Origin of the sequence: Ruegeria halocynthiae, from assembly GCF_900106805.1 — a bacterium.
GTDB classification, from domain to species: Bacteria; Pseudomonadota; Alphaproteobacteria; order Rhodobacterales; family Rhodobacteraceae; genus Ruegeria; species Ruegeria halocynthiae.
In genome coordinates this window covers 1,398,149-1,416,608 of sequence record NZ_FNNP01000001.1, presented here as the reverse complement: position 1 = coordinate 1,416,608, position 18,460 = coordinate 1,398,149, and the positions used below count along the sequence as shown (strand labels likewise).

Below are 18,460 nucleotides of genomic sequence, written 5' to 3'. Positions count from 1 at the left end.
TTCCACCAGCCCAACACTCCACGCATGAGACGGGCAGATGCGGGAGTGCAAAAATGACCGAAATTCTGATCCGAAACGCCAACACCATCGTGACGATGGATGACACCCGGCAAGAGCTTGCCAATGCCGATCTGCTGGTTCGTGATGGCAAGATTGTGCAGATTGGTCATGGCCTTAGCAGTGATGGGGAAATCCATGATGCCACCGGTTGTCTCATAACACCCGGTTTGGTGAACACGCATCATCATCTTTATCAGACTCTTACCCGAGCGGTTCCGGGCGGGCAGGACGCGTTGTTGTTCGGGTGGCTACGGACGCTGTACCCCATCTGGGCGCGATTTGGGCCTGAACAGATGTTTGTCTCGGCCCAGATCGGTCTGGCTGAACTGGCACTTGCGGGCTGTACGCTGAGTTCCGATCACCTCTATCTCTATCCCAATGGTTCACGGCTTGAGGATACGATTCACGCTGCCGCCGAACTGGGATTGCGGTTTCACCCCACGAGGGGGGCGATGAGTATTGGGGAAAGTGACGGCGGCCTACCTCCAGATGCATTGGTCGAATCCGAACAGACCATTCTGGAGGACATGATCCGCGTGGTCGATGCCTTTCATGACCCATCAGAGGGTTCGATGTGCCGCATCGGTCTGGCGCCGTGTTCCCCGTTTTCCGTCAGCCGGGACCTGATGCGCGATGCCGCCCTTCTGGCGCGCGACAAAGGAGTAATGCTGCATACCCATCTGGCGGAAAATGACGAGGATATAGCCTATTCGCAAGCGCAGTTCGGTTGTCGCCCAGGCCAATATGCCGAAGAGCTTGGTTGGACTGGATCAGATGTCTGGCACGCGCATTGCGTCAAATTGGATAGCGCCGAGATCGACCTGTTCGCACGCAGCCGAACAGGCGTTGCGCATTGTCCGTGCTCCAATTGCCGCCTCGGGTCGGGCATCGCCCCGGTTCGCAGCATGAGAGACCACGGTGTGCATGTTGGATTGGGTGTCGATGGATCTGCCAGCAATGACAGCGGCAATCTGGTTGCAGAGGCACGTCAGGCTATGCTGTTGCAACGGGTCGCAAACGGCGCTGACGCCATGTCTGCCCGCGAGGCGCTTGAGATTGCCACCCGAGGAGGGGCGGATGTGTTGAACCGGCCCGATTGCGGTCGGCTCATGCCCGGCAAGCGCGCTGACATTGCCATTTGGGACACAAGTGGTATCGAAAGTGCAGGCAGTTGGGATCCCGCTGCGCTACTTCTGGCCGGGCCAACCCGTGTCAAGCATCTGTTCGTTGAGGGACGCCAGATTGTCTGTGACGGCCAGATCGCCACGATCGACCTGCCGAAAGCCATAGAAACCCAGAATCGCCTTGCGCACGCGCTCGCCGAATAGCGGCATCGTTTTTCATCTGACCTAAAGAAACCCCAGCGGAGGCATGGGCCATTGGCCCATTGCTACCTGCCGGATACAACGCGCCCACCGATCCAGACATCGGCCACGGCGCGGTCATCGCCCATCATGATAGTCGGGAAAACTGCTTCCCAAAGATCGTCGGCACTTGCTTCGCGTTGGGCGATGGCCGGGGTCGAGGCAAGGTTCAATACGACCAGATCCGCTTCCTTACCCACTGCGATATTGCCGATACAATCATCCATCCGCAGAGATTGAGCCGATCCCACCGTTCCAAGCCAGAGCAATTGCGAAGGATGCAGCGGATGCCCCCGCAGCTGACCGACCTCATAGGCCGCAGCCATGGTGCGCAGCATCGAAAAGCTGGAACCGCCACCTGTATCGGTGGCGAGACCAACCCGGTGCCCTTCGTGGATCAGGCCATTCATGTCAAACAGCCCCGAGCCGATAAAGGTGTTTGACGTCGGGCAGTGAATCAGCGCGGCATCAACTTCGCGTAGGCGGTCACGCTCGCGGTTTTCCAGATGGATCACGTGACCATAGAGGCCATTTCCCCCCAGCAGGCCGAACTGCTCATAGGTGTCCAGATAGTCGCGGGCGGCAGGGAACAGGGATCGGACCCATTCGATCTCATCGGTCTGCTCGCTCAAATGAGTCTGCATCAGGCAATCGGGATGTTCAGCCCACAGCGCGCCCATCGCCTCCAGCTGGTCCGGCGTCGATGTTGGTGAAAAGCGTGGCGTGATAGCGTAGGATATCCGCTCAACCCCGTGCCACTTCTCAAGCAATGCCTTTGACTGGTCGTACCCGGTTTGCGCGGTATCCCGCAGCCCTTGGGGCGCGTTGCGATCCATACAGGTTTTTCCCGCAACAACCCGCTGTCCGCGTGCTTGTGCGGAAGCAAAGAAGGCATCCACGCTTTCGGGATGAATGGTGCAGAAACTGCACATGGTTGTTGTGCCGTGGGCGGCGGTCAGGTTCAGATATCTGTCGGCGATCTCAGCGGCATATTCGAAGTCACCGAACTTCATCTCTTCGGGAAACGTGTAACTGTTCAGCCAATCGATCAACCTCTTGCCCCAACTCGCGATCATCGCAGTCTGAGGATAATGTACGTGCGGATCGACAAACCCTGCCATGATCAGGTGGTTGCCATAATCTTTGACCACCGCGTCGGGATGCGCGTCGGACAGGACGGATCCCAATCCCAGTGCAGCGACATGCCCTTCCTCGATCAGAACGGCTTCGTGAATGTTGGTCGCGTCAGTGGGTTCACCTTCGAACGGTGATCCGTTGAAGCTCAGTACGCGTCCTTTCAAAAGCGTCTTTTGCGCCATTTGCTGTGTTCTCCGCCTGTTTGGGACCGACCCAAAGCATAGGGGCGCGAAAGATGTGGGTAAATTGGACCATTGTCATTGTTTTCCGGTAGCTGCTTCTTCTATCTAGAAGCAATCGCCGATACAGAGGGGCAGCGCATGACGACAGGCACCGACGAAGCCAGACCCGATCAGCCCCGAGAGGAAGACGCCTATGCGCTGGACCGGCGGGCTGTTGCGGCCATCCTTTATGCGGTGGAGGTCGAAGATCGCATCAAGCTGATCGAGTTGATGGAGCCGCTGCACGCAGCGGACATCGCCGACCTTTTGGAACAGATCAATCCTTATGACCGCGCGCGTCTTATTCGTTTGTACGATAAGGAGTTTGATGGCGACATCCTGTCTGAGCTGGACGAATCCGTCCGCGAAGAGGTCATCGGTGTTCTGAAACCTGATGTTCTGGCCGAGGCGGTTCGGGACATGGAAAGCGACGACGTCGTTGACCTTCTGGAAGACCTTGAAGAGCCGCAGCAGGAAACCATTCTGGATGCGCTTGAGGATTCCGAACGGGTCGCGGCCGAGCAGGCTCTGTCTTATCCTGAAAACTCTGCCGGTCGCCTTATGCAACGCGAAGTCGTCATGGCGCCCGAGCACTGGGCTGTGGGGCAGGCCATTGATTTCATGCGGGCCAATGACGATCTGCCAGAGCAATTCTACCATGTCATTCTGGTTGATCCGCGGTTGAAACCCGTTGCGCAGGTCACGTTGGGCAAGCTGATGGCGACCCGGCGCGAGGTGACGCTGCACGAGATCGCCGAAGAGGAATTCCACACCATCCCGGTCGATCAGGACGAAGAGGATGTGGCCTATGCGTTCAACCAATACCACCTGATTTCGGCCCCGGTCGTGGATGCGGACGGCCGCTTGGTCGGTGTCATCACCATTGATGATGCGATGGTGGTGCTGGACGAAGAATACCAAGAGGACATGCTGCGCCTCGCGGGTGTCTCGGACGAAAGTTCTTTGTCCGACAGTGTTGCGGCGACCAGCAGACGGCGTTTGCCGTGGCTTGGCGTCAATCTGATCACGGCAATCTGTGGATCGTTAGTGATTTCGCAGTTCGAGGCTGCGATTAATCAGTTGGTTGCACTGGCGATCCTGATGCCAATCGTGGCCTCCATGGGGGGTAATGCTGGAACGCAATCACTGACTGTTGCCGTGCGGGCGCTGGCAACGCGCGACCTGACGGGCTCGAACGTAGCGCGTGTGATCCGGCGGGAATTGCTGGTGGGGATGATCAATGGGCTGTGTTTTGCTGTCGTGTTGGGGACTGTTGGTATGATGTGGTTTGATTCTCCGCTGCTGGGTGTCGTGATCGGATCGGCGCTGGTCGTGAACATGATCATCGCGGGCTTTGCAGGTACGGTAGTACCCGTGGTGCTGGACCGTTTGGGCGTTGACCCGGCGCTGGCATCGGGAACCTTTGTGACCACGACAACAGACGTCATGGGGTTCTTCGTTTTTCTGGGGCTTGCCAGCGTGGTGCTACTGTGACCGAAACAACCGATCTGACTGAAATCAAAGCCGCTGCGCGCAAGGCCGCTTTTGCGCGCCGAAAAGAGGCATTCGACACCCGTCTGCCGGGTGCTGCTGGTCGATTGTCCGAGGTTCTGGCGGGGCATCGGGGTGTTCCCTTGTCCGGCTACATGCCGATCCGGACCGAGATAGACCCGCTGCCTGCAATGGCCGAAGCTGCTGCTTATGGCTCTGTCGGTGTGCCGGTCATTCAGGGCGCCGGGCTGCCGCTGCGCTTTTCGCACTGGACCCCGGAGGGCGCGTTGAAAGATGGACCTTTCGGTGCGAAAGTGCCCCAGGTCGATGACTACTTTGACCCGGAAATCCTGATTGTGCCGTTGGTGGCCTTCGATGGGCAGGGCGGTCGCCTGGGATATGGCGGCGGTTTTTATGATCGTACGCTTGAAGGCTTGCGGGCCAAGCGACCGACACTGGCGATTGGATTTGCCTTCGATGCACAAGAGGCGCGGGCTTTGCCACTGGAGCCGACGGATCAGCCACTGGACATGGTGATCACCGAAAGCCGGGTGCTGTGTTTCTGAGCATGTGCTTCCTGCGCATTTGTCTGGTTCTGCCTTGTTATTGCCACCTGCAGCCCCTAGGACCGCAACCATGAGAATTCTGTTCCTTGGTGACGTCATGGGGCGCTCGGGTCGCGCTGCCATTCAACAACATCTGCCGCGCCTGCGCGACGAGTGGAGGTTGGATTTCGTCGTGGTCAATGGCGAGAATGCCTCGAATGGCATGGGGCTCAGCGGAGATCACGCCAAGCTGCTTTTAGAGGCCGGAGCCGATTGTATTACCCTGGGTGACCATGCCTTCGATCAAAAGGATATGTTGCAGTTCATCGAGAAAGAACCCCGTGTTGTGCGTCCGGTGAACTTTGCCAAAGGCGCGCCGGGGCGGGGCCATCGGCTGTTCACGGCGCCGGGCGGGCGTAAGGTGCTGGTGGTGCAGGTATTGGGGCAAGTGTTCATGAAGCGGCCCTTTGATGACCCGTTCTCGGCCATTGAACCGATCCTGAAATCGCACCCACGCGGCGGGCAGGCGCAGGCGATCATCGTTGATATGCATTGCGAGGCGACCTCGGAAAAGATGGCGATGGGCCATTACTGCGACAAGCGCGCCAGCCTTGTGGTCGGTACGCATACCCATGTCCCGACGGCAGATGCGCAGATTTTCCCCGGCGGGACGGGGTATCTGACCGATGCCGGGATGTGTGGTGACTATGACTCGGTCATTGGTATGGACAAACAGGAACCTCTGCGCCGATTCATAACCGGGATGCCCAAAGCGCGGTTTACTCCGGCGACTGGTGAGGCAACGCTAAGTGGCGTCTTTGTCGAAACCGATGACCGCGATGGAAGCGCAAAGTCTGTGCAGATGGTCCGTGTTGGTGGGCGCTTGCAGCAGGCGACCCCCTGAAACGCACGTCAGGCTTGCCCTGTCGCACGCAATACGTGAAACTGACTGTCAGGCGCGTGTGCCAGATCAGGGTTCGGACAGAATACCAAGAATGCAACTCCTTCAACTGACAGAGATGGGCAGCGCGATTCTGGCGCTGATGATCGTCGCAGGCATGTTCATCATGTTCCTGCGCGAGATTTATCCGACTGAAGTCGTTGCCATCGGTGGTACAGCCTTGATGCTTGCAACGGGCATTTTGCCTTATCAAAGTGCGCTTGCGGTGTTGTCCAACCCCGCGCCGTGGACCATCGGGGCCATGTTCATCATCATGGGTGCTCTGGTACGGACCGGGGCGCTGGATGCTTTTACGTCGGTCGCGCAGAAGCAAGCACAGGTAAATCCCCGGTTTGCCATCGGGTTGTTGATGACTTTTGTCGTGTTTGCATCGGCCGTGGTGTCGAACACACCTGTTGTCGTTGTGATGATCCCGGTGTTTATTCAGATCGCCCGCACATTGAACGTACCAGCGTCCAAGCTGTTGATCCCGCTCAGCTATGCAGCGATTCTGGGGGGCACCCTGACGCTGATCGGTACCTCGACCAACCTTCTGGTTGATGGTGTGGCACGCTCTCAGGGCATGATGGCCTTCACGATTTTTGAGGTTACCCCGCTGGGCATCGCGTTGGTGATCTATGGTATGGTCTATCTCCGCTTCATCGCGCCGCGTCTGCTGCCTGATCGTGACAGCATGGCAGACATGCTGAGCGACCGGTCAAAGATGAAGTTCTTCACAGAAGCGGTCATCCCGCCCGACAGCAACCTGATCGACCGCGAAGTGACCGGGGTACAACTGTTCAAACGACCCGGTGTCCGGCTGATCGACGTGGTTCGGGGCGATGACTCGTTGCGCCGGAACCTCAAGGGGGTAACGCTGAAAGTCGGCGACAGGGTGGTCCTGCGCACGGAAATGACCGAGTTGCTGAGCTTGCAAAGCAACAAGGAATTGAAGCGCGTGGATCAGGTCTCGGCTGTTGAGACCAAGACTGTCGAGGTCCTGATAACGCCGGGTTGCCGGATGGTTGGTCGAACGCTGGGCGCGATGCGGTTGCGCCGCCGATATGGCGTATATGTGCTGGCTGTACATCGCCGAAATCAGAATATTGGGCGTCAGTTGGATGACCTGACCGTCCGTGTCGGCGATACGCTGCTGCTGGAAGGATCCCCGGCAGATATCCGAAAGCTGGCCGCAGATATGGACATGGTTGATGTCACGCATCCATCGGCGCGCGCATTCCGTCGCAGCCATGCACCTATTGCCATCGGTTCTCTGGCCGGGATCGTGGTGCTGGCGGCGCTGGGTGTGGCGCCAATCCTGCTCTTGTCAGTGCTGGCTGTTGCGGTGGTACTGCTGACCCGCTGCATCGACGCGGATGAGGCGTTCTCATTTGTCGAGGGTCGCCTGCTGGCCATGATCTTCTCGATGCTGGCAATTGGTGCCGCACTCGACAAATCAGGTGCGGTCACGCTGATTGTCGAAGCTGTTGCTCCTGCGCTGGGCATGTTGCCACCTTTCCTGATCATATGGGCGGTGTATCTGTTGACTTCAGTTTTGACTGAACTGGTTTCAAACAATGCGGTTGCCGTTGTGGTCACACCGATCGCTATTTCGCTGGCACAGGCTGTCGGCATCGATCCGCGCCCCTTGGTGGTGGCCGTGATGGTGGCGGCATCTGCCTCTTTTGCGACCCCTATCGGCTATCAGACGAACATGATGGTGTACGGCCCGGGCGGGTACAGGTTCACCGATTTCCTAAAGGTTGGTGTGCCTCTAAACCTGACAGTCGGTTTGTTGGCATCGCTCTTAATTCCGTTCATTTGGCCACTCTGAGACCGGCGCGGTTTCGCCGATTTGAATGTGTTGCTCTTGTAAATGACGATCCAGCCACAATCTTTTTTCAAACACGAATGAGAAAGGATGCAATCATGCCTTTTCCAAAACTCGGGCAGGCCATTGTGGCCGGAGCAGTAGTATTGGCCTTATTGGGTAGCCAAAGCCACGCCGGATCGGTGACAGGCACCGCGACTTATCGCGAACGGATTGCCCTGCCACCGGATGCGACGCTGTATGTCGAATTGCAGGACATCTCACGCGCGGATGCCGCCGCTGTGACACTGGCGGCGCAGCGTTATGCGCTAGGCGGGGTACCCTCGGAATTTGAACTATCGTTTGATGACGCTCTGATCCGCGAAGGAATGACTTATACGGTCCAGGGGTCAATCTATCGCGGTGACGAGCTGCTGTTTACGACAGATACGATTCACCCGGTATTGACCAACGGGGAAGGCAATTCCGCAGACCTGGTGTTGGTGCAGGCGCGCAGTCAGAGCGCTGAGGCACTGGATGGGACCGAATGGACAGCCATCGGAATAGATGGAGAGGTATTGGACACCAAACGCCCACCGCAGCTTTCTTTCGCCCAAGGCGGCGCGTTCGGCGGCACGGGCGGTTGCAACAGATTTTCTGGCCAGGTCGACATCAATGGCAACAGCCTACAGTTCCCGGACAACATGGCCGCCACCCTAATGGCGTGCCCGCCGGAATTGGAAGAGGTTGAAGACCGGTTTCTTGCCGCTTTGCAAAGTGTGACAACCTATGCGATCGCTGGTGATAGCATGGTTTTGCTCGACGCCGCAGGCGAACCGGTTCTGAAGTTTGTGCGCACCCAGTAATCAGGCCACCGCGCGGGATCGTCCCGCAATGCGGCCCGAGAAGATGCAGCCCCCCAAAAAAGTGCCCTCCAGCGCATTGTAGCCATGGTAGCCGCCGCCGCCAAAGCCCGCGACCTCTCCGGCTGCGAACAGGCCGGGGACGACCTGACCGTCTGCTCCGACCATCTGACCGTCGAGATTGGTCTGCAACCCGCCGAGCGACTTGCGGGTCAGCACATGCAGTTTGACTGCAATCAAAGGGCCGTTTGACGGATCGAGGAACTTGTGAGGTTTGGCGGTACGGATCAGCCTGTCACCCCGATAATTACGCGCGGCTAGGATCGCCATCATCTGGGCGTCTTTCGAGAACGGATTATCGATCTGTGAGTCGCGCGCCTCGATCTGTGCGCGCAAGTGCGCCTCGTCGATCAATCCACCGCCTAATTGGTTCATGCCGCTGACCAATTCGGTCAGCGTGTTGGCGACAACAAAATCCTCGCCCTTTTCTTTGAAAGCCTCTACCGGCGCTGTGGCCTTTGAACCTGACAGAATGCGTTGTCGAATGACCTCTTTCCAACTACCCGAGGTGAAATCAGGGTTTTGTTCGGACCCCGACAGGGCAAATTCCTTCTTGATCACCTTCTGGGTCAGAACGAACCAGCTGTATTCATAACCCGTCTTAAGAATTTCACGCAGCGTGCCCAATGTATCGAAACCCGGCAGACAAGGCGGTTGCAGACGATTGCCGCGCGCATCAAACCACATAGAGCTTGGGCCGGGGAGGATACGAATACCGTGCGCGGGCCAGATCGGATCCCAATTGCGCACGCCTTCTGTATAGTGCCACATTCGATCACCATTGATGACATGACCGCCTGCTTTCTCGCTGATCGGGATCATACGGCCATCAACATGAAAGGGCACACCGGCGACCATGTCTTTGGGTGGTTCGCCCAATCGATCATGGGGCCAGTTTTTCCGCACCATTTCGAAATTCCCACCGATCCCGCCCGAGGTGACAATGACCGAAGGGGCATAGACCTCGAACTCTCCAACTTCGTCCCGGTTGGTCTTGCCACCCCTTTGAATGCTGTCATCGGCCAGAACCTCTCCTGACACACCCTTGGCAGTACCGTTTTGCATAATGATGTGGCTGACTTGGTGGCGAAACTTCAACTGTATCAACCCGGCGTCGACATGCGCACGAATACGGCGAACAAAGTGTTCCAACACGCCCGGGCCCGTTCCCCATGTGATATGAAAGCGCGGGACCGAATTGCCGTGACCATCCGCATAAGATCCGCCCCGTTCAGCCCACCCCACGACCGGGAACCAACGCAGCCCCATTTCGTGCAACCAAGGGCGCATTTCACCCGCCGCGAACTCGACATAGGCGTCGGCCCATTTGCGGGGCCAGTTATCCTCGTCTCGGTCGAACTGAGCGCTGCCCATCCAGTCGCGCAGCGCCAGTTCGTGGCTGTCGCGGATGCCCATGCGGCGTTGTTCGGGCGTGTCGACCATGAACAGACCGCCAAGGCTCCAGAACGCTTGCCCACCCAGAAAATGCTCGGGTTCCTGATCCAACACGATCACGCGCTTACCCCTATCTCCTAGCTCGGCCGCCGCTGTCAGGCCTGCAAGACCCGCGCCGATCACAATGGCATCTGCAGTATTGTTGGTCATCTGGTGTCCTTTCAGCGGCTGCGGAACCAAAAGATGAAGGGGGTCACGACCACATACATTGTGATACCATATACAGCAGCCGGAACCGCAAGTGGGCTGAAGCCAGTTGTGGTGCCGGTGATCAGCGCCGCCAGCGTAATCCCCATGGCCGAATTCTGAATGCCTGTTTCGACCGAAATGGTTTTTGCCTCATCCCATGTCAGCCTGGCGATCCGTGCCAGTCCAAGTCCGATCAGCAGCAGTGCGATATTCAGCGTGATCAACGCGACCCCAATCGAGCCGAGGTTCTCAATGAAGAACTGCCAGTTTCCGGCCAGCGCCGCCAAAACGATCAGCACGAACAAGATCGAGGCAAGCGCAGAAAGAGCGTTGTCGATCCGAACTGCGAACCCTCTGGCAAAGTGGCGAATACTGACCCCAATCGCGACAGGCAAAGTTGTGATCAGGAACAATGCGGTGGCAAGGTCGCCAATAGAAATTTCCGGGGCGGCCTCACCCATAAAGTAATCGATGGACCACGCCGCCAGAATGGGAACTGTCACGATCGACAACAGGCTGATTACTGCCGTCAAGCTGACCGATAGCGCAACATCGCCTTTGGCAAATTTTGCAAGGATATTGCTGGTAACGCCTCCGGGGCAGAAGCTTAATAGCATGACGCCAACCGCAATCTCTGCGGGCAGTCCGAACAGTTTGACGGTTAAAAAAGCAGCCAGCGGTACCAGCACGACCTGACTGATCGCACCGATGGCGAACGGGTATCCGCGCGTCAGGACGCGGCGAAAATCGGCAGCCTCAAGCCCGATTCCGAGCGACAGCATGATAATGGCCAGCGAAAGCGGCAGACCGATATTTATTAGCAGATCCAAGAACAACTCCTCCCAAAGTCATTCGGGCCAGCCTATGCGAGGGGTCGTTGATCAGGCAATAACGCCGTTGGGTCACCCGTAGCGTTGAGCGAAACGGCGCAGGATTTCGCCCGGTTGCGATACGTCCGCGGCATGGCAAATGTTGATAAGGCGCTGCGCATCTTCCGGTGGAAAATAGCCGTGGTCTTTGTAGATTTGGATACGCTGTTCAAAGTCCCGTGCGTCCGCTTCGGGGTGGAATTGAGTGGCATAGACATTCTGTCCCCAGCGGATCATCTGAATCGGACAGGGTTCCGAGGCGACCAGATGCACACAGCCTTCCGGCAGGGATTGTACAGCCTCCTTATGGCCGACAAACGCCTCGAATTTCGGAATAAGTCCAGCGGTCAGGGGGTCCTCTGCGCCATCCTCAGTCAAATGGCAGTTAGATGGACCCACCGGTTCGCCGTATTGCCGTTTGCTAACATCACCGCCCAGATGTGCGGCGAGAATACCCAGGCCATAGCAGCAACCCATAAATGGATGATCCTGTGCGGTGATTTGAGGCATTAACCCCATGATCGCACCCTCAATCTTCGCATCCAGCGCGGATTTTCGGGCCGGGTCGTCACTGACGCAGCCCGGACCTCCGCCCACGATGATACCGGCATAGTCGGTCACATCCAGCGCTTCAGGCAGGTCTTCGCAATCCAGTCGGATGCGATGGGTTTGCGCAGGTGCAAGACCGGTTTTGTCCAGAATCGAGGCGTACTCGGCATCAGAAGCATCAGATTCCGGTCGCAGTTGTAGGATCAAAAAGCGTTTCATGCGCTGCCTTTACCCGTCAAAGCGGCCAGAACACAAGGATCGAGGGAATTGATACCACAATGATCAATATCTCCAGCGGCAAGCCCATACGCCAGTAGTCTCCGAAACGGTATCCACCCGGGCCAAGCACCAACGTATTGTTCTTATGCCCAATAGGCGTGAGGAACGCCGCAGACGCTGCAACCGCAACGGTCATGAGAAACGGATCGGGTGAAACTTCGAGTGTGCGCGCCATCTGAATGCCAACCGGAGCAGCGACAATGGCAGTAGCGGTATTGTTCAGCACGTCCGAAAGGGTCATCGTCACGACCATCAGCACTGTCAGGATTGCCCAAGCAGGTAATCCGTTGGTCAGTTGGATCAGGGCGTTGGCGATCAGTTCCGTTCCGCCCGAGGTTTCAAGCGCACTTCCCAGCGGGATCATAGATCCCAGCAAGACCACAACGGGCCATTCTATGTGATTGTAGATATCTGCTATCGGCATAATCTTGGTCAGCACATATGCCACGACGACCAGACCCAAGGCGATGGGCAAGTAGATAAGTCCGACACTGGCCGCCAGCACGGCTGAAGCAAACAGGCCAATTGCCAGCCACGCCTTTTCGTTGGCGGTAACGTTCAAGCCGCGCTCAGCCAAGGGCAAACAGCCCAACCATTCAGTCACATCCGCACCCCGGTCGCGCGGGCAGAGCAGCAGCAGGATGTCACCTGCCTCGACTTCGGTCTTGCGGACCTGTTCTGTGATGCGGCGGCCCTGACGCGAGATGCCCATGAGCACTGTGCTCTGCCGCCACGCCAAGCCCAGCGCCTGCGCGGTACGCCCGGTGATGCGGGCGCTTTCTGGAGCCACAACCTCGATCACTTCCAGCCCGTCACCCTCGGCGGTCAAAACCTCCTGCCGCCGTGTGTCCGAGAAATCGAGATTGAGCGCGGCGCGGAATTCGTCCAACGCCTCGGGCCGGGCCTCAAGCACCAGTGCGTCGCCTTCCCGCAAGGTGGCGTGGGTGGATCTGCCATAGCGCCGCTTGCCGTCCCGGATCAGGCCGATGACGGCAACGTCCGACTTCTCTGCTGCCTCATAGAGCTCGCTGACGCGTTTTCCGATATGCGGTGAATCGGTCGGGACCGTCAGCTCGGCGATGTATTCCGCCAAGACGTCCGAGGTCTCCTCCTGTTCGCCGCGATTGGGTATGAGCCGCCAACCAATCAGTGCGACAAAAGCCAGACCGGCAATGGCGGCGATCCCGCCAACGGGGGCAAAGTCGAACATCCCAAACGGTTCGCCCAGCGTTTCGGCGCGGATGGAGGCGATGATGATATTCGGTGGCGTACCAATCAGCGTGGCCATCCCGCCCAGAATGGTCGCAAAGCTGAGAGGCATCAGGGTCAGCCCGACCGAACGCCCGGCTTTGCGGGCGGTTTGGATGTCGACCGGCATCAGCAGCGCAAGTGCTGCCACATTGTTCATGAAGGCCGACAGAACCGCGCCGATCCCGCCCATCAGCGCGATATGCGCGCCCAGACCGCGCGACGCATCGACCAGTGTTCGCGTGATCAAGAACACCGCGCCCGACCGCACTAGACCGGCAGAGACTACCAGCACCAAAGCCACAATAATCGTAGCAGGATGTCCGAACCCGGCAAAGGCGCGGTCGACGGGAACAACACCTAACGTGACCGCGATCATCAGCGCGGTGAAAGCCACAAGGTCATAACGGAACCGCCCCCATAGCAGCATTCCGAATACGGCGATGAAAAGGGAAAAAAGTATGATTTGATCTGTCGTCATGCCGCCACCATAACCACAGGCGATGGCGGGGCAAGCCGATCCCTTGATCCTGCCCCCCGCAAACGTCTATATGATCGCCAAACACGCAATCACGAATGACGAGGACGCACCATGGCAGGCCACTCCAAATGGGCCAACATCCAACACCGCAAGGGACGTCAGGACGCCGCGCGGTCCAAACTGTTTTCCAAGCTGTCGAAAGAGATCACCGTTGCCGCCAAGATGGGCGACCCCGATCCCGACAAGAATCCGCGCCTGCGTCTTGCGGTGAAAGAAGCCAAGTCGAACTCGGTCCCTAAGGATGTGATCGATCGCGCCATCAAGAAATCGCAGGCGGGCGATGGCGATGATTACGAAGAAATCCGGTATGAAGGCTATGGCCCCAATGGTGTTGCCGTGATCGTTGAGACGATGACAGACAACCGGAACCGTACCGCATCTACTGTGCGCTCGACCTTTTCCAAGAATGGCGGGAACTTGGGCGAAACCGGCTCGGTGGGCTTTATGTTCGACCGCAAGGGTGAGGTGGTCTATCAGGCGGATGCTGGCGATGCGGATACGATCTTTGAAGCCGCGATTGAGGCTGGGGCTGAGGATGTTGAAAGCTCGGAAGACGGCCATATCATCTGGTGTGCAGATGCTGACCTGAACGATGTGTCGAATGTGCTTGAGGCGGCGCTGGGCGAATCCGAATCCACCAAACTGGTCTGGAAGCCCACAACAACGACCGAACTGGGTCTGGAAGATATGCAGAAGCTGATGAAACTGGTGGACGCGCTGGAAGACGACGATGATGTGCAGCGCGTGACGACCAACTTCGAGGCGACAGACGAGATCATGGCGCAGCTCTGATACGTCGGCAATCGCATGATGGATTGAACCCGGCCTATGGCCGGGTTTTTCTGTTGCAGGCCCACGTCTAACAGAAACATTGGTCTATGAGGTGCTTGCATTTATGATCAGATCAATGAGTCTAAAAGCCCTGAGAAGGTAACCTTGAGCGCATCACGCGAAGCATAAAAAATGGCGACGAATACGACTGACCCGTCTCGACGAAATGTTCCGGTTATAGCTAGCCAGAGTATCCTGTCACAGGTTGCATGGACGTTGGGCAGCCCGTCTATTGTTTTGCCGTTCCTTGCGATTTCGTTGGAGCTGCCGATGTTCCTTGCGGGGGCCTTGGTGTCGATTCGCATGGTGGGCAGCATGATTTCTGATGTGTTTCTGGCACAGCCCATTGCAGTGCAGGCACGCAAGAAACGCGGCATTGCGCTGACCGAATTGGGTTTGGGCGGTTGCCTGTTGATGGCGCTGGCAATCGCGGCGACCGGAAGCGTTACGCTGACTGCGATCGCGTTCGTTACCGCATTTTTCCTGATCGGCCTGATCGAGGAAAGCCAGTCTCTGATGCTGTCCGATTTGCTCGGAGATCAATTGAAATCGAAATCGCGTATGGTGATCCGCTATCTCCAACTGGGCGCGGGTGGCCTTGGTGCGATCGGTTTGGTCTTGCTGATTCACGAGATCACCAAAGAGTATCCACCATTCTCTCGCCACTCTGCCGTCATTGCGGCATCGGTCTCCTTTTTTCTGTTTTCGGCGCTTTGCATTCTCGGAATGGCCGAGGTCGCACCCGATGAGTTCCGCGACAGGAAAGCCCAAGGCGAAAGCCGTCAATCGCTGCAAAGCATCGTGTCCGGTATCGTGGGCATGTTCGAACAGCCTTGGTTCCGGCGCTATATGGTCATGCGCTTGCCGTTGGTTGTGGTCTCACTGTCCGTTCCATTTTTCGCGCTGATCGCGGCCGAGGCGCATCATGCATCTGCCAAGGGGCTGACCGCCATGATCATCTCATCCGCGTCGGGCTATCTGGTGTCGGCTCCGCTGTGGCAACTGGTGAATATGAAGTCCCATCGCGCGGTGATGGTTACGGGCAATTTAATGGTCGCGATGACAGGGATCGCGCTGTTGGCATTTCACTATGCCCATATTGATCACGAGGTGCACCTGCACGCGATTGCCCTGTTTGTCGTCTCGGTCGCAACAACCGGGATATCGAGCGCGCGCAAACTGTATTTTCTGGACGTGGCGCCAAAGAATCAGCGGATTAAAGGCGCCGCGGCGATCAAAGCCATTTGCCGGCTTGCTGCCGTTGCAATTTCGGCCGTTCTGGCCGCCGTCGCCCATATGCATGAGGTGGCCTCTGCAATCGCATTCATCGTTTTGGTCAGCATTTGGTCAGCCTTTGCCTGTTACCGCATCGCGCAGCCACAAAAGATCGGTCATTCGCAAGCCTAGGATGGTCGGGCGGGCACGATCAGCGATTGTGCTGCGGCACGACGAACGGCTCGGGTCAGTGGTTCAAGGGCGGGGGCAAGCACCCGTCCGATCTGCCAGGTCAGCTCAACATCCAGTGGCGCGTCGGGGACCAATTCGCAAAGCCGCCCATCAGCAATTGATTTGCGCACGAGGCTTTCCGGGTTCATCCCCCATCCCAATCCGGCAATTGCCGCTTCGACAAAGCCGTGCGTGGAAGGCATAAATTGTGTTGGTGGTGCAAGATGGCTGCCCGTCTGGGCTGTGACCCATGTCTTCTGCAGATTGTCCTTGCGATTGAATGTCAAACAAGGGGCCTGCGCTAGCGATTTGGCGGATACCCCGCTTGGGAACCACCGCCGCATGAAGGCAGGGCTGGCGGTCGCCAGATAACGCAGCGTGCCCAAAGCGATTGCATCACACCCTGTTACCGCCTGACCGCCGACAGTGATTGCCGCGCTGACCTCTCCGCGCCGTAACCAGTCGGCCGAGTGGTCCTGATCGTCGATCACCAGATCGAAAAGGATATCGCCGGTCTGTGCCATCGCGTCGATGAACCATGTCGCCAGAATGTCAGCAGGAAGCGCGATGCGCACACGGATGGGGCCTTCGCGCTGATCCAAGGTCAGCTCTCGGGCCAGATTCGCCTCAAGCAGACCAATATCTTCGGCATGTCGGGCAATCCGCAGGCCAGCCGGAGTTCCTGTACAGGGCGTGCCGCGATGGATCAATGCCGCACCGACGCGATCCTCCAACGCCTTGATCCGCTGCGAAATGGCCGAAGGGGTCACGGACAGCTCGGCTGCTGCGGCTTCAAAGCTGCCATGGCGCAGAATCGACGCCAGTGCCGAAAGATGATGGGGATCAAGGAGCATTAGAAGATCTTAACTGAAGTGAAGAACATTAATTTGATAGAGCCGCGGTGGCGATGTAGTCAACATCCAACAACAGGAGGCCGCATGTTCCCATCAATGATTGCCGGATTCGCTCTGAGCTTTAGCTTGATACTGGCGATTGGCGCTCAGAACGCCTTTGTTCTGCGGCAGGGCCTGCGACGCGAGCATGTCTTCGCCTTATGCCTGACCTGTGCGATCTCTGACGCTATTCTGATCGGGGCGGGGGTTGCTGGGTTCGGTACGCTAGCTCAGGCCGCACCGTGGTTTGAAACGGTCATGCGCTATGGAGGCGCCGTGTTTTTGACGTGGTACGCCCTGCGCAGTTTCTGGACGGCCTGGCAGGGCGGCTCGGTGATGGAGGCTGACGCGGGGCAGCGCTCCAGTTTAAAGGCGGCCATGCTGACGGTGCTGGCCTTCACATGGCTCAACCCCCATGTCTATCTGGATACGGTTGTACTGATCGGATCGATATCGGCCCAATACTCTGACCGTCTGGGTTTCGCTATCGGGGCGATGACCTCAAGTTTCGTCTTCTTCTTTTCACTGGGTTACGGAGCCCGAATCCTGTCGCCAATATTTGCGCGCCCTCGGGCCTGGCAAATTCTGGATGTGGTGGTCGGGATCGTGATGATGGCGATTGCTTTGAAACTTGTTATCATGTGAAGGGTTGTTCTGGGTTGGAAATCAGTGTTCAACCGTCCCTATGACCTCACCCCATGATCAGCAACGCCCGGTTATCGGCATGTTCTGGATGTTTGCTGCCGGCCTGTCCTTTGTTGGGATGAACGCGCTGGTAAAGATGTTGGGGACCAATATGAACCCCATTCAGGCAGCATTCCTGCGCTATGCGTTTGGTCTGGTGTTTCTTTTACCTGCCATAGGCGCGATCGTAGAAACTCCGCTGACCCGACGCAATCTGACGCTGTTTGGATTGCGGGGTGTTATCCATGCCATTGCCGTCATGCTGTGGTTCTTTGCGATGACGCGCATACCGCTGGCCGAGGTGACTGCGATGAACTATATGACGCCGATCTACGTCACGGCGGGCGCGGCTTTGTTTTTGGGTGAGAAACTGGCGTTTCGCCGAATTGCAGCGATTGGTATCGCAGTCATTGGTGTGCTGATCGTTCTGAGGCCCGGCTTTCGCGAAATCATGCCCGGCCATCTGGCGATGCTGGGGACAGCGCTGGCGCTCGGAGGTTCGTATCTGCTGGCCAAGGTGATGGTCCGCGATATCCGCCCCTTGGCCGTCGTCACTCATCTGTCGATCTGGGTCACAATCGTGCTGATCCCCTTTGCTATCGCCGTTTGGGAACCACCCAGCCTGCGTGATCTGGGTGTTCTCTTCGTGATCGCCAGCTTTGCCACAGCAGGGCACTATTTTATGACCCTTGCCTTGCACGCTGCTCCGGTTGCCGTCACTCAACCGGTGACGTTCCTGCAGTTAATCTGGGCCACATTGGTCGGCACTCTGGTCTTTCACGAAAGTGTCGATATCTGGGTGATTGCCGGAGGTACCCTGATCCTGGCAGCGGTCAGTTTCATCACCTGGCGCGAGGCGGTGCTGAACCGAAGCGGGGCAATTTCGCCGACGCCACCGCAGGGGGCTGAAGTGCCGTCTGCCGCTCGCTGAAACGTTATTGATTGACGAGTCAATTTAAAGCGCTTAGCCTCTTACCATACCTAA

At 57.6% G+C, this 18,460-nt stretch carries 16 protein-coding genes; 10 read left to right on the top strand and 6 right to left on the bottom strand.

The genetic code is table 11. The features are described from left to right. Nucleotides 1–53: 53 nt before the first annotated feature. Nucleotides 54–1,388 carry an 8-oxoguanine deaminase gene (locus BLU89_RS07120; protein WP_074735574.1) on the top strand — a complete coding sequence of 445 codons (1,335 nt, stop codon included), beginning with the start codon at nucleotides 54–56 and terminating at the stop codon, nucleotides 1,386–1,388. Between the two features lie 62 nt (nucleotides 1,389–1,450). Here the strand turns inward: BLU89_RS07120 and guaD are convergent, their stop codons facing one another. Next, nucleotides 1,451–2,743 carry a guanine deaminase gene (guaD, locus tag BLU89_RS07115; RefSeq protein ID WP_074735572.1) on the bottom strand — a complete coding sequence of 431 codons (1,293 nt, stop codon included), beginning with the start codon at nucleotides 2,741–2,743 and terminating at the stop codon, nucleotides 1,451–1,453. A 138-nt stretch (nucleotides 2,744–2,881) separates the two neighbouring features. On the opposite strand from guaD, the gene mgtE reads away from it, so the two are divergent. The 5 genes from mgtE (at nucleotide 2,882) to BLU89_RS07090 (ending at nucleotide 8,434) form a co-directional block, all read left to right on the top strand. Further along, nucleotides 2,882–4,276 (top strand): magnesium transporter, encoded by a 1,395-nt coding sequence (gene mgtE / locus BLU89_RS07110; protein ID WP_074735570.1) that lies wholly within the window; start codon nucleotides 2,882–2,884, stop codon nucleotides 4,274–4,276. Continuing rightward, nucleotides 4,273–4,839, top strand: a complete 567-nt coding sequence (locus tag BLU89_RS07105; RefSeq protein ID WP_074735568.1) for a 5-formyltetrahydrofolate cyclo-ligase — start codon at nucleotides 4,273–4,275, stop codon at nucleotides 4,837–4,839. Before mgtE ends, BLU89_RS07105 begins: the two co-directional genes overlap by 4 nt. Nucleotides 4,840–4,909: 70 nt before the next feature. Then, nucleotides 4,910–5,722: a TIGR00282 family metallophosphoesterase gene (locus tag BLU89_RS07100; RefSeq protein WP_074735566.1), complete on the top strand. Its 813-nt coding sequence runs from the start codon at nucleotides 4,910–4,912 to the stop codon at nucleotides 5,720–5,722. Nucleotides 5,723–5,813: 91 nt separating this feature from the next. Further along, nucleotides 5,814–7,592 carry an SLC13 family permease gene (locus BLU89_RS07095; RefSeq protein ID WP_074735564.1) on the top strand — a complete coding sequence of 593 codons (1,779 nt, stop codon included), beginning with the start codon at nucleotides 5,814–5,816 and terminating at the stop codon, nucleotides 7,590–7,592. A gap of 95 nt (nucleotides 7,593–7,687) precedes the next feature. Further along, nucleotides 7,688–8,434, top strand: a complete 747-nt coding sequence (locus BLU89_RS07090; RefSeq protein WP_074736469.1) for a YbaY family lipoprotein — start codon at nucleotides 7,688–7,690, stop codon at nucleotides 8,432–8,434. Here the strand turns inward: BLU89_RS07090 and BLU89_RS07085 are convergent, their stop codons facing one another. From BLU89_RS07085 to BLU89_RS07070, 4 genes are all read right to left on the bottom strand, one after another. After that, nucleotides 8,435–10,096: an FAD-binding dehydrogenase gene (locus BLU89_RS07085; protein WP_074735562.1), complete on the bottom strand. Its 1,662-nt coding sequence runs from the start codon at nucleotides 10,094–10,096 to the stop codon at nucleotides 8,435–8,437. It abuts the gene before it with no gap. 11 nt (nucleotides 10,097–10,107) lie between these two features. Further along, nucleotides 10,108–10,965, bottom strand: coding sequence for a bile acid:sodium symporter family protein (locus BLU89_RS07080; protein WP_074735561.1), 858 nt, complete (start codon nucleotides 10,963–10,965; stop codon nucleotides 10,108–10,110). Nucleotides 10,966–11,037: 72 nt separating this feature from the next. Then, entirely contained in the window at nucleotides 11,038–11,772 is a 735-nt protein-coding gene (locus BLU89_RS07075) for a glutamine amidotransferase (protein WP_074735559.1), read from the bottom strand. 16 nt (nucleotides 11,773–11,788) lie between these two features. Continuing rightward, complete coding sequence (locus BLU89_RS07070; RefSeq protein ID WP_074735558.1) at nucleotides 11,789–13,561, bottom strand: SLC13 family permease; 1,773 nt, start codon at nucleotides 13,559–13,561, stop codon at nucleotides 11,789–11,791. Nucleotides 13,562–13,672: 111 nt separating this feature from the next. Between BLU89_RS07070 and BLU89_RS07065 the strand changes: the two genes are divergently transcribed. Both BLU89_RS07065 and BLU89_RS07060 read left to right on the top strand, forming a co-directional pair. Continuing rightward, nucleotides 13,673–14,413: a YebC/PmpR family DNA-binding transcriptional regulator gene (locus BLU89_RS07065; RefSeq protein WP_074735556.1), complete on the top strand. Its 741-nt coding sequence runs from the start codon at nucleotides 13,673–13,675 to the stop codon at nucleotides 14,411–14,413. Between the two features lie 171 nt (nucleotides 14,414–14,584). Then, the gene (locus BLU89_RS07060; RefSeq protein WP_074735554.1) at nucleotides 14,585–15,859 is read left to right on the top strand and encodes a permease; all 1,275 of its coding nucleotides are present in this window, start codon (nucleotides 14,585–14,587) and stop codon (nucleotides 15,857–15,859) included. Here BLU89_RS07060 and BLU89_RS07055 read toward each other — a convergent pair. Beyond that, the gene (locus BLU89_RS07055) at nucleotides 15,856–16,752 is read right to left on the bottom strand and encodes a LysR family transcriptional regulator ArgP (RefSeq protein ID WP_074735552.1); all 897 of its coding nucleotides are present in this window, start codon (nucleotides 16,750–16,752) and stop codon (nucleotides 15,856–15,858) included. The two genes, BLU89_RS07060 and BLU89_RS07055, sit on opposite strands and share 4 nt — an antisense overlap. 84 nt (nucleotides 16,753–16,836) lie before the next feature. Between BLU89_RS07055 and BLU89_RS07050 the strand changes: the two genes are divergently transcribed. After that, on the top strand, nucleotides 16,837–17,436 hold the full coding sequence (locus BLU89_RS07050; RefSeq protein WP_074735550.1) for a LysE/ArgO family amino acid transporter: 600 nt from the start codon (nucleotides 16,837–16,839) through the stop codon (nucleotides 17,434–17,436). A gap of 40 nt (nucleotides 17,437–17,476) precedes the next feature. Continuing rightward, nucleotides 17,477–18,406: a DMT family transporter gene (locus BLU89_RS07045; RefSeq protein WP_074735549.1), complete on the top strand. Its 930-nt coding sequence runs from the start codon at nucleotides 17,477–17,479 to the stop codon at nucleotides 18,404–18,406. Nucleotides 18,407–18,460 lie beyond the last annotated feature (54 nt).

What these genes read in the sequence shown, in the direction of transcription:
- BLU89_RS07065 (WP_074735556.1), top strand. Translation starts at nt 13,673, where the DNA reads ATGGCAGGCCACTCCAAATGGGCCAACATCCAACACCGCAAGGGACGT.
- BLU89_RS07045 (WP_074735549.1), top strand. Translation starts at nt 17,477, where the DNA reads ATGACCTCACCCCATGATCAGCAACGCCCGGTTATCGGCATGTTCTGG.
- BLU89_RS07095 (WP_074735564.1), top strand. Translation starts at nt 5,814, where the DNA reads ATGCAACTCCTTCAACTGACAGAGATGGGCAGCGCGATTCTGGCGCTG.
- mgtE (WP_074735570.1), top strand. Translation starts at nt 2,882, where the DNA reads ATGACGACAGGCACCGACGAAGCCAGACCCGATCAGCCCCGAGAGGAA.
- BLU89_RS07055 (WP_074735552.1), bottom strand. Translation starts at nt 16,752, where the DNA reads ATGCTCCTTGATCCCCATCATCTTTCGGCACTGGCGTCGATTCTGCGC.
- BLU89_RS07060 (WP_074735554.1), top strand. Translation starts at nt 14,585, where the DNA reads ATGGCGACGAATACGACTGACCCGTCTCGACGAAATGTTCCGGTTATA.
- guaD (WP_074735572.1), bottom strand. Translation starts at nt 2,743, where the DNA reads ATGGCGCAAAAGACGCTTTTGAAAGGACGCGTACTGAGCTTCAACGGA.
- BLU89_RS07120 (WP_074735574.1), top strand. Translation starts at nt 54, where the DNA reads ATGACCGAAATTCTGATCCGAAACGCCAACACCATCGTGACGATGGAT.
- BLU89_RS07085 (WP_074735562.1), bottom strand. Translation starts at nt 10,096, where the DNA reads ATGACCAACAATACTGCAGATGCCATTGTGATCGGCGCGGGTCTTGCA.
- BLU89_RS07100 (WP_074735566.1), top strand. Translation starts at nt 4,910, where the DNA reads ATGAGAATTCTGTTCCTTGGTGACGTCATGGGGCGCTCGGGTCGCGCT.
- BLU89_RS07090 (WP_074736469.1), top strand. Translation starts at nt 7,688, where the DNA reads ATGCCTTTTCCAAAACTCGGGCAGGCCATTGTGGCCGGAGCAGTAGTA.
- BLU89_RS07075 (WP_074735559.1), bottom strand. Translation starts at nt 11,772, where the DNA reads ATGAAACGCTTTTTGATCCTACAACTGCGACCGGAATCTGATGCTTCT.
- BLU89_RS07050 (WP_074735550.1), top strand. Translation starts at nt 16,837, where the DNA reads ATGTTCCCATCAATGATTGCCGGATTCGCTCTGAGCTTTAGCTTGATA.
- BLU89_RS07070 (WP_074735558.1), bottom strand. Translation starts at nt 13,561, where the DNA reads ATGACGACAGATCAAATCATACTTTTTTCCCTTTTCATCGCCGTATTC.